The sequence below is a fragment of the Aeromonas sp. QDB54 genome (genome assembly GCF_027707385.1).
GTDB lineage: Bacteria > Pseudomonadota > Gammaproteobacteria > Enterobacterales > Aeromonadaceae > Aeromonas > Aeromonas hydrophila.
In genome coordinates, this window is sequence record NZ_JAPCIT010000013.1 from 37,833 (window position 1) to 53,678 (window position 15,846).

Annotated in this window: 12 protein-coding genes; 6 read left to right on the forward strand and 6 right to left on the reverse strand. The window is 63.5% G+C overall.

The genetic code is table 11. The features are described from left to right. Nucleotides 1-17 precede the first annotated feature (17 nt). Both PG881_RS13955 and PG881_RS13960 read right to left on the reverse strand, forming a co-directional pair. Nucleotides 18-1,991, reverse strand: a complete 1,974-nt coding sequence (locus PG881_RS13955) for a siderophore amonabactin TonB-dependent receptor (RefSeq protein WP_106552435.1) — start codon at nucleotides 1,989-1,991, stop codon at nucleotides 18-20. A 57-nt stretch (nucleotides 1,992-2,048) separates the two neighbouring features. Then, complete coding sequence (locus PG881_RS13960) at nucleotides 2,049-3,278, reverse strand: siderophore amonabactin export MFS transporter (protein WP_045526898.1); 1,230 nt, start codon at nucleotides 3,276-3,278, stop codon at nucleotides 2,049-2,051. A 250-nt stretch (nucleotides 3,279-3,528) separates the two neighbouring features. On the opposite strand from PG881_RS13960, the gene PG881_RS13965 reads away from it, so the two are divergent. After that, complete coding sequence (locus tag PG881_RS13965) at nucleotides 3,529-4,281, forward strand: hypothetical protein (protein ID WP_270800723.1); 753 nt, start codon at nucleotides 3,529-3,531, stop codon at nucleotides 4,279-4,281. A gap of 60 nt (nucleotides 4,282-4,341) precedes the next feature. On the opposite strand, the gene PG881_RS13970 is transcribed toward PG881_RS13965, so the two are convergent. The 3 genes from PG881_RS13970 to PG881_RS13980 all read right to left on the reverse strand — a co-directional run bounded on the left by PG881_RS13970 (nucleotide 4,342) and on the right by PG881_RS13980 (nucleotide 8,065). Continuing rightward, nucleotides 4,342-4,812: a DUF2919 domain-containing protein gene (locus PG881_RS13970; RefSeq protein WP_024943989.1), complete on the reverse strand. Its 471-nt coding sequence runs from the start codon at nucleotides 4,810-4,812 to the stop codon at nucleotides 4,342-4,344. 142 nt (nucleotides 4,813-4,954) lie between these two features. After that, nucleotides 4,955-5,902, reverse strand: a complete 948-nt coding sequence (corA, locus tag PG881_RS13975; protein ID WP_011705843.1) for a magnesium/cobalt transporter CorA — start codon at nucleotides 5,900-5,902, stop codon at nucleotides 4,955-4,957. Nucleotides 5,903-6,421: 519 nt separating this feature from the next. Next, nucleotides 6,422-8,065: an electron transfer flavoprotein-ubiquinone oxidoreductase gene (locus PG881_RS13980; RefSeq protein ID WP_270800726.1), complete on the reverse strand. Its 1,644-nt coding sequence runs from the start codon at nucleotides 8,063-8,065 to the stop codon at nucleotides 6,422-6,424. 124 nt (nucleotides 8,066-8,189) lie between these two features. On the opposite strand from PG881_RS13980, the gene PG881_RS13985 reads away from it, so the two are divergent. From PG881_RS13985 to aroG, 5 genes are all read left to right on the forward strand, one after another. Then, the gene (locus tag PG881_RS13985; protein WP_039213551.1) at nucleotides 8,190-8,939 is read left to right on the forward strand and encodes an electron transfer flavoprotein subunit beta/FixA family protein; all 750 of its coding nucleotides are present in this window, start codon (nucleotides 8,190-8,192) and stop codon (nucleotides 8,937-8,939) included. 100 nt (nucleotides 8,940-9,039) lie between these two features. Then, the gene (locus PG881_RS13990; protein WP_270800730.1) at nucleotides 9,040-9,966 is read left to right on the forward strand and encodes an electron transfer flavoprotein subunit alpha/FixB family protein; all 927 of its coding nucleotides are present in this window, start codon (nucleotides 9,040-9,042) and stop codon (nucleotides 9,964-9,966) included. A gap of 223 nt (nucleotides 9,967-10,189) precedes the next feature. Next, nucleotides 10,190-11,278 (forward strand): 3-phosphoserine/phosphohydroxythreonine transaminase, encoded by a 1,089-nt coding sequence (serC, locus tag PG881_RS13995; protein ID WP_252377300.1) that lies wholly within the window; start codon nucleotides 10,190-10,192, stop codon nucleotides 11,276-11,278. Nucleotides 11,279-11,449: 171 nt separating this feature from the next. Continuing rightward, on the forward strand, nucleotides 11,450-12,733 hold the full coding sequence (aroA, locus tag PG881_RS14000) for a 3-phosphoshikimate 1-carboxyvinyltransferase (RefSeq protein ID WP_010633771.1): 1,284 nt from the start codon (nucleotides 11,450-11,452) through the stop codon (nucleotides 12,731-12,733). Between the two features lie 212 nt (nucleotides 12,734-12,945). Continuing rightward, entirely contained in the window at nucleotides 12,946-14,001 is a 1,056-nt protein-coding gene (gene aroG / locus PG881_RS14005) for a 3-deoxy-7-phosphoheptulonate synthase AroG (protein WP_011705850.1), read from the forward strand. A gap of 106 nt (nucleotides 14,002-14,107) precedes the next feature. Here the strand turns inward: aroG and PG881_RS14010 are convergent, their stop codons facing one another. Further along, nucleotides 14,108-15,703, reverse strand: a complete 1,596-nt coding sequence (locus PG881_RS14010) for a methyl-accepting chemotaxis protein (RefSeq protein ID WP_270800736.1) — start codon at nucleotides 15,701-15,703, stop codon at nucleotides 14,108-14,110. Between the last annotated feature and the right edge of the window lie 143 nt (nucleotides 15,704-15,846).

Consider the following 15,846-nt stretch of genomic DNA (forward strand, 5'->3'; position numbering starts at 1 on the left):
CGGGCTCCCTGCGGGGTTTACAGCTTGTAATCCACGCCGGCGTAGACGGTACGACCTTCCAGAATGAAGTCGGCGTCGGTGGCGACCTGGTCACGCTGGGTGTTGGTGAGGTTGGTGATGCCCAGCTTGAAGTCGAGCGCCGGGGTCACCTTCCACTTGGTGTTGACGTCCAGGGTCTGGTAGCTGTCGGACTTGAGCGCCTGGGAGTTGTGCATCGGCACCTTGATGAACTGGCTGCCTACGTATTGCCAGGCCAGGTTGGTGCTGACGATCTCGGTGGCTTGCCAATCCAGGCTCAGGTTGCCGGTGTGATCCGGGGTCTTGGCCAGATCGTCGCCGGTGCTCTTGTCTTCGGAGTCCAGCATGGTCCAGTTGCCGGTCAGCTTGAGGTCGTCCATCACATCGACCCAGCCGGTCAGCTCCAGCCCCTTGACCCGGGCCTTCTTGACGTTGAGGTAGGTCATCACGGTCGGACGGTAGCCCGGGCCCCACTGATCGCTCTGGATCAGATCCTCGATGTCGTTGTGGAAACCGGTGAGGCCGGCGCCAAAGCGAGCGGCTTCATAGGCGGTGCCCAGCTCGTAGCTGACGGCGGTTTCCGGTTTCAGATCCGGGTTGCCGATCACCTTGCAGGCGCCGCGGCAGGCGGTGGTGGCGAAGCCTTCGCTGGACTGGGCCAGGGTCGGGGCCTTGAACGCCTTGCCGGCGCCGCCCTTGATCACCCACTCGTCGCTCAGCTTGTAGAGCGCATAGGCGCGCGGGCTGAACTCGTTGCCATAGGTCTCGTGGTGATCCAGACGACCGGAGAGGGTCAGCGCCAGATCCCCCAGGCTGAACTCATCCTGCAGGTAGAGGGCGCTCTGGCTCGCATCCACGCTGCCATTGGTGATGCTGCGGCTGTGCTCCAGCTCGGTCTTGCGGAATTCCGCCCCTGAGGTCAGCAGATGCTCCCCGAGGTAGCCGCTCAGCTGGCCGTCGACCGTGTGGTTGGTCTGGGTGACATCGGCGGCGCCGCCGTTGAGCTGGGAGTCATCCATCAGATCGGTCTGCTCGAAGTAGTAGCGGGCCCGGCTGTCGAAGTGTTCCCAACGACCGTTGTGGGTCAGCCCCAGGCTCAGGCGATCGAGTTTTTGCACGTTGTGCGGGGTGGCCGGGGCGGTGGGGGCACGCGGCACGTTGTTGAAATAGCTGTCCATGTCGTTCTGGTTGTAGCCCAGATCGAACTCCACATCCTGGTTGTCGGCCACCAGCCACTTCAGGCTGGAGAGCATGTTGACCACTTCCCGTTTCTCCAGCGCATCGGCGTCCTTGTTGTTGGACTGATCGCTGTGCCAGCGGTCGCGCTGATAGCCTTCCACCACCAGGCTGCCGAGAAGCTTGTTGTCGATCAGGGCGCCGGAGACGAAGGCGTTGCCACGGTTGGCATCACCGCCATCACCCTTGGTGGGCATGGTGTGGGTGTAGCCGAAGGCCGCCTCGGTCTGCTCCTTGGCCTGGCGCAGGATCACGTTGACCACGCCGCCGAGAGCGTCGGCGCCATAGAGGGAGGAGACGGGACCGCGGATCACCTCGATGCGCTCGATGGCGGCCATGGGGATGGAGCTCAAGTCGAAGTCATTGCCAAACGAGCTGCCCAGGGTTTCGCGGGCGTTGACCCGCTTGCCGTTGATCAGCAGCAGGGTGTAGTCGCCGCCCATGCCGCGGATCTTGATCTCGCTGCGGCCGGTGGGGTTGGTGCCGATGATGTTGACGCCGGGCACGTGCTTGAGCGCTTCGCCGACGTTGTTGGCGTTCATCTTGTCCAGATCGGCGCGGGTCACCACAGAGACGCTGGCCGGGGCGGAGAGTTCGGTGTGCTGGGTCTGGGTGGCGGTGACCACCATGGTCTCGTTGGCCTTGACCGCTTCGGCCTGGGCCAGGCCCGGCAAAGCAAACAGGCCGAGGGAGAGCAAAATCGGGTTCAAGCGAAATACGCCAGGCTGCAACTGCATAGTCAAAACTCCATGAATAAAACAGAGGTTATGGGGTCCGGCTCTGGGGCCGGTGGCTCACTGACTTCCTTGTCTGGCGGTGCCAGACTCGGGGTTATTGTTATTCCTTGTCTGTGCCAGCCCCTTGAGCAGGAGCCAGACACCGCCGCAGGCCAGCAGGCCGCAGCCGATATTGATCCAGGCCAGATGGGCAAATCCGTGCAGCACGCCGCTCTGATCCGACACCAGCAACCTGGCGGAGAGCAGGCTGCCGAGCCCGGCCGCCACATTGGTGACCGTGCCCTGAAAAGACATGAAGGCGGCGCGCTGATGGGGGGCCGGGATGGAGGCCGTGATGGCGAGGGTGGTGCTGGAGCGGGCCGAGCTCAGCGCCATGAACAGGGTGAACAACAGGTAGACGGGCACGCCGACCGGCATGGCGAAACCGAGCAAAGTGATCAGCGCCAGCAGCAGGCTGGTGATCAGGATGGCGGCCTGGGCCCGGCCCTGATCAATCCAGCTGCCGCACAGCCGCATGGTGGCCATGCTGGCGAGGCCGCCGCACAGATAGAGGGCGGCGATCTGCTCGCGCGGGAACGCCAGGTTGAACTGGAAGTAGTTGGCAAAGTGCGGGATCAGCAGGAAGTGACCGAACATCTGCAAACAGAGGATGAACAGGGCGCCCTGACACAGCGGGGAGGCCAGCAACTGGCGCAGGCCGCTGCCGTGAGGGGCGCGGCTGACCGGCAGCGAAGGCAGCAGGGTGGCGCAGAGCAGGGCGAGCAGCAGGCCGCAGACGCCAAACAGCAGGAAGGGGCTCTGCCAGCCAAACCACTGGGCCAGCACCAGGGCGATGGGCACCACCAGGATGGCGGCCAGCGAGAACGCCATGCCCACGTAGGCGAGGCGACGGCCCCGCTCGGCAGGCGGTACCAGATCCAGTACGGCCGCCATCAAGATGGCGGCGAGCGGCCCGGCCACACAGCCCGACAGGACGAACAGCACCAGCAGCTGCTGGCTGTTTTGCACCAGGGCGCAGGCCATCAGCAGCAGAAAACGCAGGGTGAGCAGCACCAGCAGGGCGGGCTTGCGGTTGACTCGATCGAGCCAGGGTGCGGCGATAAGCCCCATCAGGGCGGCACCCAGGGTGGCACCGCCGCTGAAGTAGCCGGTCTGTTCCGGCTGCATGCCGAGGCTGATGACCAGATCCGGTCCGAGCGGCATCACCATCATCATGCTGCCCATGGAGAGCATGTTGACAAGCAGGGCCAGGTGGATGGCGGCGGGGGTGGTGGTCACTGGCTTCATCGACGGCAAGCTCAAAAAAATGAGACCGAATTGTATCCGAGCGATTTTTTCGTGACAACAAATGGTAATCATTTTTATTTGTGTTATTTGATCTGTCTCCGCTCTTTTCATAGAAAAATGAAGGGCCTGACCTTCACGGCGCTCGTCGCTCACGGGCAAAATCATTGAAAAGCGGGGCAGATGGCCCATGATGACGAGGTGATGATCAGGCCATGATCTGGTTGGCCGCCGAGTGGGACGGGAGGAGAAGATGAGCAGATGGCGCGGGTTTGGATTCTGGCTGCTGTGGGGACTCTGGTGCCTGCCGCTGCGGGCCGAGGTGAAGGTGATCCCGGTATTCGAGACCCAGGCGGCTGTGCAAACCCTCAAGGATCTCTATCCGGAGCTGGGGGTGAGTGCCATGGGCAACCAGCTGGTGCTGAGCGGCAGCGCCGCCCAGCTGCAGGAGGCCGAAGCGGCGCTGGCCAAATTCAACCAGCCGCCCCAGAGCCTGCTCATCGAGTGGCGGGTGGATGGCACTTCCAGCAGTCAGCAGGCCGGTGTGGGGCTGGGCCGGGATGCGGCCAAGCGGCAGTGGCTGCTGGAGGGCAATGCCCAGCAGTATCAGCGCAGTCAGAACGACAGCTGGCAGGTACGCGGCCTGTCGGGTCGGCCGGTGCTATTGCAGATGGGTACCTATCAACCGGTCACCTTCTATCAGTGGAACGGAGGCCAGGTGGTGGGGCTGATGCCGCTGGTGAACGGCCTCTATGCCACCGCCACCCTGATCGGCGACAGGGTACAGATAGCGCTCAGCAGCGAGCAGGCCAGACTGGAGCAGGGCACCATCAATCGGGGGCAGAGTGCCACCGAGGTGAGCGGTGCCCCCGGTCAGTGGCTGACGGTGGGGGAGCTCTCCACCAGCGCGGCGCAGCAGGGCAGCAGCCTGGGCACCCAATTGCAGGGGGGCAGTGGCAGTCAGATCGATCGCCAGACCCTGCAGATCCGGGTCACGCGCCAGTGAGGCGCCTGGTTGATCGGCTCGCCCCTCGGGTGCCTGGCCATCCCGGTTGAACCTGACTGATCAGTTGCCGGCGTGGGGCTGATCGGCTGCGTATTCACGCAGCTGGCGGCTGCGCAGCAGATACCAGAGTGACCAGAGGGTAGCGACCAGCACCAGGGCGGTGGGCCAGCTGAACGACCACTTCTGCAGATTGAGGCTGTGCAGTTGCATCAGCAGGCCGCTGACGGCAGAGCAGAGCAGCAGCAATGGGCTGTGGCGCCTGAGCCAGGCCCGGAGGCTGCGGGTCTGTTGATAGGTGCCGCCGCAGGCGAGCAGCGCCAGTATGGCGGGCACGTCGGTCAGCAGGCTGATATAGAGTGCGAGCCGGTCCGGGTAGAAGAGGGTCAGGATGGCGCTGCCGCTTTCGCGGGTGACGCCGGCCATCAGAAACAGCCAGACCGAGCGGGTCAGCAAGAGGGCGATGGGCCAGAACCAGAGTGGGGGACGCAGCTGGCCGTGATCGTCGTATCGGTGTTCGGGGTAGAGGGTCATGGTTGCCCGGGGTCGTCTGTGCAAAGGATGAAGGGGATATGGGGCGAAGGGGGGCCCTTTGCAAGGCGGGCGAGGGGCGGGAATTAATCGGGGGGCCATGCCCCCCAATCCGCTTATCTCTTTTCGTGCCGGGCCGCCGGTGTCACAGCCAGCCTTTTCGCTTGAAGAACAGACCGGTGCCGAGCGACGACATCACCATCAGCACCAGCGAGAGCGGATAGCCGTATTCCCAGGCGAGCTCCGGCATGCGGCCGAAGTTCATGCCGTAGATGCTGGCGATCAGCGTCGGCGGCAGGAAGATGACCGCGGCCACCGAGAAGATCTTGATCACCTTGTTCTGCTCCAGGTTGGTGACCCCCATGGAGGCTTCCAGCTGGAAGTTGATCTTGTCGAACAGGAACTGGGTGTGGGGCAACAGAGACTCCACGTCGTGCAGCATCTCGTCGATCCACTTGTTCTGCTCGTTACTCATCCGCTGGCGCAGGCTGCGCTTCAAGAACCGCAGGGCGCGACGGGTATCGTGCAGGGAGAGACGGATCTGGCCGTTGGCCTCTTCCTGGGCCATCAACTCCTTGAGCATGGGATTGATCTGATCCGGCTCGAAGATCTGATCGGCGGTGTTTTCCAGGGTCTTGTAGCCATCTTCGATGAGATCGGAGAGGTATTCGACTTTCAGATTCTGCACCTCCAGCAGGATGTCGAGGGCGTCCTCCACCTCCAGCCGATCCTGGCGCATGTAGTGGCGCAGCAGGCGCACCAGGCCGATGTCATCCTCGCGGATGCTGATCAGCAGGTTGTTGCGCAGGGTAAAGGAGACGTGGACACCCTTGGTGTCACGGCCGATCCGCTGGGGAAACAGGGAGTGAATGTGCAGACCGTCGGTATCCCAGTAGAAACGGGCGGATGCTTCGATATCATCGAGCTCCTCCTTGTCGGGCACCTCTTCCAGAAACAGGCCCGTCAACCATTCTCGTTCCGCCGTGTCCGGCTTGTAGGCATCCAGCCAGACGGTGTTGTCAGGCACTATGTCGTCAGGCCCGAGCGTGACTATGTCCAGTACCTTGTTATTGAGAATGTAGGCGGTGATCATCTGTCCCCCCTTAAGAAGTCATGGGTAATCAGGGATGGTTGCACAGGTCATGCGGCCTTAGAGCGCGTAGAAAGCGATCCCGTGGACAAGCTGAACGGGCCGATGGAAAACCTGAATGCGGCGAACTATACAGGGGCGGGCCGCGCTTGTCAGGGCCTATTCATCGGAGGTTCAGCCTGTTCGCTCAAAAAAACAGCGAGGTCGGAGCAGCCACGCCGACCTCGCAACGGGCGATCCCGGCGTCGCCTCCTTTATTCACCCTGGCAGGCGGGAGGAGTCGGGCTCACCGGCCGGAATGACGGGCTGCCGAGCGCTCTGCGACAGCCCCCGGCCGCGCGCCGGAAACCGCCTCTATTTGATGTGTTGGGGCAGTGCATCCTTGTTACCTGCACAGGTCTGCATGGGCAAGCCTGTTACATGTTGGGATAGTTGGGGCCAGAGCCGCCCTGCGGCGGCGTCCAGACGATGTTCTGGACTGTGCATCCTTGTTATCTGCGCAGGTCTGCATGGGCAAGCCTGTTACATGTTGGGATAGTTGGGGCCAGAGCCGCCCTGCGGCGGCGTCCAGATGATGTTCTGGCTCGGATCCTTGATGTCGCAGGTCTTGCAGTGGATGCAGTTGGCCGCGTTGATCTGCAGGCGGGGCAGGCTCTCCGAACCCAGGATCTCGAACACCCCGGCCGGGCAGTAGCGCTGTGCCGGTTCGGCCCAGGTGGGCAAGTTGACCGCCACCGGGATAGTCTCATCCTGCAGCTTGAGGTGGCAGGGCTGATCCTCGTCGTGGCTGGTGTTGGCGAGATAGACAGACGAGAGCTTGTCAAAGCTGAGCCTGCCGTCCGGCTTGGGATAGTCGATGGGCTGGCAGCGGCTGGCCATGCGCAGCTGACGGTAGTCCGGCTCCTTGTCCAGCAGGGTGAACGGCGAGGTGCGAGCAAACAGCCGCTGCTCCAGCCAGTTGAAGGCGCCGCCGAGCCAAGGGCCCCAGCGGCGCAGGGCGGCGCCGAAGTTGCGTGCTGTTTTGAGCTCATGGGCCAGCCAGCTCTGTTGCAGCGCATCGCCGTATTCGGCCAGATCCCGGCCTCCTTCATCGCCACCGCGCAGACTCATGGCGACTGTCTTGGCCGCCAGCATGCCGGACTTCATGGCGGTGTGGATCCCCTTGATGCGGGAGAAGTCGAGGGTGCCGGCATCGCAACCGATGAGCAGGCCGCCAGGAAAGTGCATGCGGGGCAGGGAGTGCCAGCCCCCCTTGGCGATGGCGCGGGCGCCGTAGCTGATGCGCTCGCCCCCCTGCAATGCCGCGGCGATGAGCGGGTGGTGCTTGAGGCGCTGAAACTCGTCAAACGGGCTGAGCCAGGGGTTGCGATAGTTGAGATCGACGATGAGACCGACCGCCACCTGATCCTGCTCCAGATGGTAGAGATAGAAGCCGCCCTGGCTCTTGTCTTCCTTCCCCTCAGAGAGCGGCCAGCCGCTGCCGTGCAGCACCCGGCCCGGTTTGCCCTGGCCGGGGGGGAGCTGCCACAGCTCCTTGAAGCCGATGGCGTAGTGCTGCGGCTGGGCGGCGTTTTCCAGCTGAAAGTCGGCGATCAGTTGCTTGCCGAGATGGCCACGCGCCCCTTCGGCAAACAGGGTGTAGCGACCGAGCAGCGCCATGCCGGGCACGTGATCCGCTTTCGGATTGCCCGCCCGATCCAGCCCGAGATCGCCGGTGATCACACCCTTGACCCGTCCCGCTTCCATGATGAGTTCGCTTGCGGTAAAACCCGGGTATATTTCGACTCCCAGCTGTTCGGCCTGCTGACCGAGCCAGCGACAGAGGTTGCCGAGGCTGAGGATGCGGCTGCCCTCGTTGTGCATGCGCGGCGGCACCGCCCAGTTAGGCAGTTGCAGGGCGCGGCTGTCGCTTTGCAGCAGGTGCACCTGATCGTCGTTGACCTCGACCCCGAGCGGGGCCTGTTGCCAGCTATCTGGCAGCAGCTCCTTGAGGGCGACGGGATCCAACAGGGCGCCGGAGAGCAGATGGGCGCCGATCTCCGCCCCCTTCTCCAGCAGGCAGACCGACAGCTCGGCATTGTGTTGTTTGAGGGCGATGGCGGCACTGAGTCCCGCCGGGCCGCCACCGACGATGACGACATCAAATTCCATTGCTTCGCGTTCCATCTTGCCTCTGTGCTCGACTTGGCCTAGGGTAGTGCTGGTAGTTTACGTAAACGTAAAGTAAATGTAAGCAAAAAAATGTGAGGGTTTTCATGGATTCACTCAACAGAAGCGAGGGATGCGCGTCATGAAGCTGCTGGTCGCGGTCAAGCGGGTGCTGGATTACAACGTCAAGGTCCGGGTCAAGAGCGATGGCTCAGACGTGGAGCTGGCCAACGTCAAGATGGGGATCAACCCGTTTTGTGAAATTGCGGTGGAAGAGGGGGTCAGGCTGCGTGAAGCCGGCGTGGCGAGCGAGCTGGTGGTGGTGACCTTCGGCCCCGAGGCGGCGGCCGAACAACTGCGTCACGCCTTGGCGCTGGGGGCGGATCGGGCCCGTCATTACGTGACTGGCGAGACCCTGACTCCGCTCACCGTGGCTCGCGCCCTGCAACAGGTGTGCGAGCTGGAGCAGCCCGATCTGGTGCTGCTCGGCAAGCAGTCCATCGATTCCGACAACAACCAGGTGGGCCAGATGCTGGCCGCACTCAATGACTGGCCGCTCGCCACCTTCGCCTCCGCCATCAAGCTGGTGGAGGGGGAATTGCAGGTGACCCGCGAGATTGACGGTGGCCTCGAGACCCTCGGCATGCCGCTGCCGGCGGTGGTGACCGTGGATCTGCGCCTCAACGAGCCGCGTTTTGCCTCGCTCCCCAACATCATGAAGGCCAAGCGCAAGCCGCTCGAGAGCGCGCCCTTCGCCGACCTCGGCGTCGAGCCGGCCGGTCAGACCCGGCTGCTCGGGGTGATGGCCCCCGCTGCCCGCAGCGCCGGCATCATGGTGGGCTCGGTGGACGAGCTGCTGGACAAACTCAAGCACGAAGCGAAGGTACTCTGATGCTGCCAGCAATCAACAGAACCCCGCCCGCCGGCGACAAGCTCGGGGGCGTCATGGGCGCACAGGCAGGGACATCAACGGACGATAGCAAGGGGCAGTCATGAGCATATTGATCATTGCCGAACATCATCAGGGCCAGTTGGCCGACAACGTGGCCCGTCTGGTCACCGCAGGGAGCCAGCTGGGTGGCGAGGTGCATCTGCTGTTGCTGGGGCAGGGGCTGACCGAGGCGGGCGAGCAGGCCGCCGCCCTGCAGGGGGTGAGCCGGGTGCTGCTGGCCGAGCACCCCATGTTGGCGGAGGGGATGAGCGACGGGTTCGATCCGCTGCTGGCCCATATTGCGCGGGATTATCAGCACTGCCTGATGGCCGCCAGCACCCAGGGCAAGGATCTGCTGCCGCGGGTGGCGGCCAGGCTCGGGGTGGAGATGCTCTCCGAGGTGACCGGCATCGAGAGCGGCGATACCTTCCTGCGCCCCATCTACGCGGGCAACGCCGTGGCCCGGGTGGCCAGCAGCGCCCCCATCAAGGTGCTGACCATCCGGCCCACCGCCTTCGCCAAGGCGGCGAGCGGTGGCCAGGCAGAGTTAGAGCGGTTGCCGGTGAGCGAGGTGGCCTGCCGTACCCGCCTCATCGAACGGCGCGCCGTGCGCTCCGCCAGACCCGAGCTCGCGGCGGCGCGGGTGGTGGTCTCCGGTGGGCGGGCACTGGGCTCCAAGGCGCAGTTCGCCCTGATAGAGGCGCTGGCTGACAAGCTGGGCGGCGCGGTGGGGGCGTCGCGGGCGGCGGTGGATGCGGGCTTTGTCGCCAACGATCTGCAGGTGGGCCAGACCGGCAAGGTGGTGGCCCCCGAGCTCTACATCGCGGTCGGTATTTCCGGTGCCATCCAGCATCTGGCGGGGATGAAGGAGTCGAAGGTGATCGTCGCCATCAACAAAGACAGCGAGGCCCCCATCTTCCAGGTGGCCGACTACGGGCTGGTGGGGGATCTCTTCACCTTGCTGCCGGAGCTCACCGCCAAGCTGTAACCTGGTGAAAAAGGGGGCCGGTGGCATTGAGTGCCGGCAAGCGCCCGTTTCCACGCATGTTCTCTGCAAGCCCTGACCCGTTCAGGGCTTTTTTCTGCCAACTGTGCTGGCGGCGGGTCGACAAAAGGTTGAGCCAGCTCCCAAAAAGCCTTTGATCCGGGGGCTGCACTTGTGTAAAACCAGACAAGTCACCGATCACACTCATCCACTCACGGAAAGCGTCATGAGCAAACAGATTTACAACTTCTGCGCCGGCCCCGCCATGTTGCCGGTCGAAGTCATGGAGCGCGCCCAGCGCGAATTTTGTAATTTCCAGGGGCTGGGAGCCTCGGTCATGGAGCTTTCCCACCGCGGCAAGCCCTACATGGCGGTCGCCGCCAAGGCCGAAGCCGATCTGCGCGAGCTGCTGGCGGTGCCGGACAACTACAAGGTGCTGTTCATGCACGGCGGCGGCCGTGGCCAGTTCGCCGCCGTGCCCATGAACCTGCTCGGCGGTGCCAACAAGAAGGCTGACTATCTGCTGACCGGTGTCTGGGCTGCGAGTGCCGTGGACGAGGCGCGCAAGTACGGCGATATCCAGACCTTTGACGGGGTGGCCAAGAGTGCCGAGGGCATCTCCCACCTGCTGCCGACCCCGGCGTTTCGCGCCGATGCGGCCTATGTGCACTACTGCCCGAACGAAACCATCGATGGCATCGAGATGTTCGACATCCCGGCTACCGGTGACGTGCCGCTGGTGGCGGATCTCTCCTCCACCATCCTCTCCCGTCCCATCGACGTGAGCCGCTTCGGCATCATCTATGCTGGCGCCCAGAAGAACATCGGCCCGTCGGGGCTGGCCATCGCCATCGTGCGCGACGATCTGCTGAACCAGGCTCGCGCCGATGTGCCGTCGATCTTCGACTACCAGCTCACCGCCAAGAACGACTCCATGTTCAACACCCCGCCCACCTACGCCTGGTATCTGGCCGGGCTGGTGTTCGAGTGGCTGAAAGAACAGGGTGGCCTGGAGGCGATGGAAGCGCGCAACAAGGAGAAGGCCGATTTCCTCTACGGCTATCTCGATCAGTCGAGCTTCTATGGCAACCAGGTGGATGCCAGCTGCCGTTCGCGGATGAACATCCCGTTCCAGCTGAAAAATGCCGAACTGGACAAGCTGTTCCTGGCCGAATCGGAAGCCGCCGGCCTGCTGGCGCTCAAGGGACACCGCATCGTCGGTGGCATGCGCGCCAGCCTCTACAACGCCATGCCGCTGGAAGGGGTGAAGGCGCTGGTCAGCTTTATGGACGGCTTTGCCAAGCGCCACGGCTGAGGCGTTTTTCCCCGATTGCCGACGCCGGGGACTCCCCGGCGTCTGTTTTTTCCGTGATGCCGGACCGGCCGCCCTCGCGGCCTGCTTTTGTGCCACCCGCAGTCTTGCCGAGCAGGGCGCGGGCTGCTAACGTCCGGTCAGGTCATTTTTTTGAGATCGTACAGGAAGTCTATGAATTCGTTGCGTTTGGAACCTATTTCTCGTGTGGCCGGTGAGGTCAATCTGCCCGGCTCCAAGAGCGTGTCCAACCGGGCGCTGCTGCTGGCAGCCCTGGCCCGTGGCACCACCCGGCTCACCAACCTGCTCGACAGCGATGACATTCGTCACATGCTGGCGGCGTTGACCCAGCTCGGGGTCAAGTACAAGCTCTCCGCTGACAAGACCGAGTGCACCGTGCACGGCCTGGGTCGCAGCTTCGCGGTGAAGGAGCCGGTCAATCTGTTCCTCGGCAACGCTGGCACCGCCATGCGACCGCTGTGTGCCGCACTGTGTCTGGGCTCCGGCGAATACACCCTGGGCGGGGAGCCGCGCATGGAAGAGCGCCCCATCGGCCATCTGGTGGATGCCCTGCGCGAAGCGGGCGCCCATATCCAGTACCTGAAGAAAGATGGCTATCCGCCGCTGGTGGTGGATGCCAAGGGGCTGTGGGGCGGTGATGTGCACGTCGATGGCTCTGTCTCCAGCCAGTTCCTGACGGCGTTTTTGATGGCGGCACCGATGGCGGCGGGCGACACCCGCATCCACATCAAGGGGGAGCTGGTCTCCAAGCCCTACATCGACATCACCCTGCACATCATGAAGCAGTTCGGGGTGGTCATCGAGCACGACAACTACAAGCTGTTCTACATCAAGGGCAACCAGAGCTATGTCAGCCCGGGTGACTTCCTGGTGGAAGGGGATGCCTCCAGCGCCTCCTACTTCCTCGCGGCAGGCGCCATCAAGGGCAAGGTGCGGGTCACCGGCATCGGCAAGCACAGCATTCAGGGCGACATCCACTTCGCCGACGTGCTGGAGAAGATGGGCGCGCGCATCACCTGGGGCGATGACTTCATCGAGGCCGAGCAGGCGCCGTTGCACGGCATCGACATGGACATGAACCACATCCCCGATGCGGCCATGACCATCGCCGTGGCCGCGCTGTTCGCCGAGGGGCCTACCTCGATTCGCAACATCTACAACTGGCGGGTGAAGGAGACCGATCGCCTGCACGCCATGGCGACCGAGCTGCGCAAGCTGGGCGTCGAGGTGGAGGAGGGGCGTGACTTCATCACCGTCACCCCGCCAGCGCAGCTCAAGCATGCGGCCATCGATACCTACAACGACCACCGCATCGCCATGTGCTTCTCGCTGGTGGCGCTGTCCGATACCGCCGTCACCATCAATGATCCGGGTTGTACCTCCAAGACCTTCCCGGACTACTTCGACAAGCTGGCCAGCATCAGTCAGCGCGCGTGATGAACCCAGGCCCGCCTCGCTGCGGGCCTGTTTCTTTGGGCTGTCCCGCTCTGCTCCCCCCTCTCTTCATCCTCGCTTAGCAGTATTATTAAAACTTGCAAGGCAGGATAAGAAAATTCCTTCCTAGATAATGTAATTTTCTATTTACACCGCTGTCCGTGCGGGCTAGATTGAAGTTTCTTTATCGCAGTCATCTAGCAGGAAGCCTTGTCATGCAGCATCAAACCGACGACGTTCGTATCAGTGAAATCAAAGAGTTATTGCCCCCGGTTGCGGTGCTTGAGAAGTTTCCGGCCACCGAGACCGCATCAAGTACCGTCTTTGAATCCCGTCAGGCCATCCATCAGATCCTGGCCGGTGAAGATCAGCGCCTGCTGGTGGTGATCGGCCCCTGTTCCATTCACGACCCGGCCGCCGCGCTGGAGTACGGCAAGCGCCTCAAGGTGTTGCGTGACGAGCTCAAGGGCCAGCTGGAGATCGTGATGCGGGTCTACTTCGAGAAGCCGCGTACCACGGTGGGCTGGAAGGGGCTGATCAACGACCCTTACCTCGACAACAGCTGCCAGATCAACGACGGCCTGCGCATCGGTCGCAAGCTGCTGCTGGATCTCAACGACATGGGGCTGCCGACCGCCTCCGAATTCCTCGACATGATCACCCCGCAATACGTGGCGGATCTGATGAGCTGGGGCGCCATCGGTGCCCGTACCACCGAATCCCAGGTACACCGCGAGCTGGCCTCCGGCCTCTCCTGTCCGGTGGGCTTCAAGAACGGCACCGACGGCACCATCAAGGTGGCCATCGACGCCATCGGGGCCGCCAGTGCGCCGCACCACTTCCTGTCGGTGACCAAGTACGGCCACTCCGCCATCGTCGCGACCCGGGGCAACCCGGACTGCCACATCATCCTGCGCGGCGGTCGTGAGCCGAACTACAGCGCCGCCCACGTGGACGAGGTGGTGAAGGGGCTGGACAAGGCCGGTCTGCCGCAGAAGGTGATGATCGACTTCAGCCATGCCAACAGCAGCAAGCAGTTCAAGAACCAGATGCTGGTGGCCGAGGACGTGGCCGGTCAGCTGCGTGCCGGCAGCCGGGCTGTGTTCGGCGTCATGGTGGAGAGCCATCTGGTGGAAGGGCGTCAGGATCTGGTGGAAGGGTGCGAGCTCACCGTCGGTCAGAGCATCACAGATGCTTGCATCGGCTGGGCCGACACCGAAATCCTGCTGCGCAATCTGGCTGATGCGGTGGCCACTCGCAACGCAGGCTGATCCCGGCTTGGCGGCGCCGCGTGGCGCGCCTGAGCTACGACACACACAAAAAAAGCGCGACCCTGGGTCGCGCTTTTTTATTGGCCAGAGCGGGCGGCAGGCATGATCACCAGCGGTAGGTCTTGAGCAGCTGCTCGAGCTTGCGGCACTGCTCCACCAGCTGGACGCTGGCGAGGTTGGCGGCGTGAGCCTGGCCCAGGGTGTCGTTGGAGGTGTTGCGAATGTCGCTCACCGAGCCGTCCACCTCGCTGCAGACCCTGTCCTGTTCCTCGGCGGATTGCGCCATCTGGGCATTGAGATCGTTGATGCTGCTGATGCGGCCGATGATGTTCTGCATGGCGGCCAGGGTAGCCTCTGTCTTGTGGATGCTTTCGTCCGCCTTGGCCTTGGCATCCCCGATCACCGACACCGCGCTCTGGGCCTCGTTTTGCAGGGCGGCGATCATCTGGGAGATCTCCTCGCTGGCGGCGCGGCTGCGGTTGGAGAGGGCACGCACCTCGTCGGCCACCACCGCAAAGCCGCGACCCTGTTCACCGGCCCGGGCCGCCTCGATGGCGGCGTTGAGGGCCAGCAGGTTGGTCTGATCCGCAATGCCCTTGATCACCTCCAGCACCCCGTCGACCGCTAGACAGCGGTTGTCGAGCTGCTGGATCACCCTGTCGACCCGCTCGATCTCCGCTGACATCTCGCCCATGTCGTTGATGGAGTGCTGAGCCAGGCGGCTGGTGTTGGCCGCATCCTGGTTGGTGAGGGCGGAGAGCTCGGCGCTCTTGCGGGCGTGCTCGCGCACCTCGTGGGAGCTGGCGGCCAGCTCGCTGACGGCGGTGGCCACCTGAACCGTCATGCTCTCCTGCTGGCGGGCCGAGCCTTCGGTCTGGGTCGCCACCTGGCGGATCTGGTTGGACTCCTGATAGAGCTGGTGGGTGGCGCTCTCCACCTCCTGCAGGCTGTGGCGAAACCCCTGCACCATGTCGCTGACGGCGCGGGTCATCTCGCCCAGCTCATCCCGGTTGGGATTGAGCAGGGGGAGGGAGAGATCCCGCTCCTTGGCCATGCGGGTCATGGCCAGCTGCAGGTGGCGTACCGGCCGCTTGATGTAGCGCTGCAGCACCCAGCCCAGCAGGCCGAAGCCCAGCCCAAACACCGCCACCAGGCTGCCGCTCAGGATCAGGTTGTTGCGATGTATCTCGCCAAAGGTGTGGCTGAGATCGTAACTGATGCGTACCGCCCCCATGACGGTCCCTTCCGCCACCTGGTGGCAGGTGGTGCACTGGGTGCCACGGTACTCCTTGTAGGCCTTGAAGGGCTTGATCAGGGTGAGCTGGTTGCCCTGCTGCTCGAGAATGGTCTCCCCCTGGTTGATGGCGCGCTCGTCCAGCTTGTCTTCAATCTGCTGATCCGGGTGGCCGGGGCCGAACAGGCTGGTCACCGCCGGGGCGCGGATCAGACGGGCCTCGACGATGCCGGCCTCGCTCTTGAGCTTGGTCTGCACGATCTGGCGGTTGGCAATGGCCCCCGTCATCATCAGTACGTTGAGCTGATCCATGTAGGTGTTGGCGGCGCTCTCCACCTTTTCACCCGCCAGCCGGATGGCGAGATCCCGTTGCAGCCAGGCAGAGAGCTCGAAGCTGAGGGCGAAGGTGCAGCCGATGACCAGGGCGAGGGGGAGAAAGATTTTCCAGTTCAGAGACAGATTTTGCATCGTTGGCAGGTCCATGCGCAGGTGAGCGATCGTCAATGGTTGATGACTCTCCCCGCGCTCGCTCATCAGAACGGGGGAGATGGTTCTCTATCGGCACACCCTACCTCATCTTGAGTAAATTATCTGTTAACTGGATCCGTGTT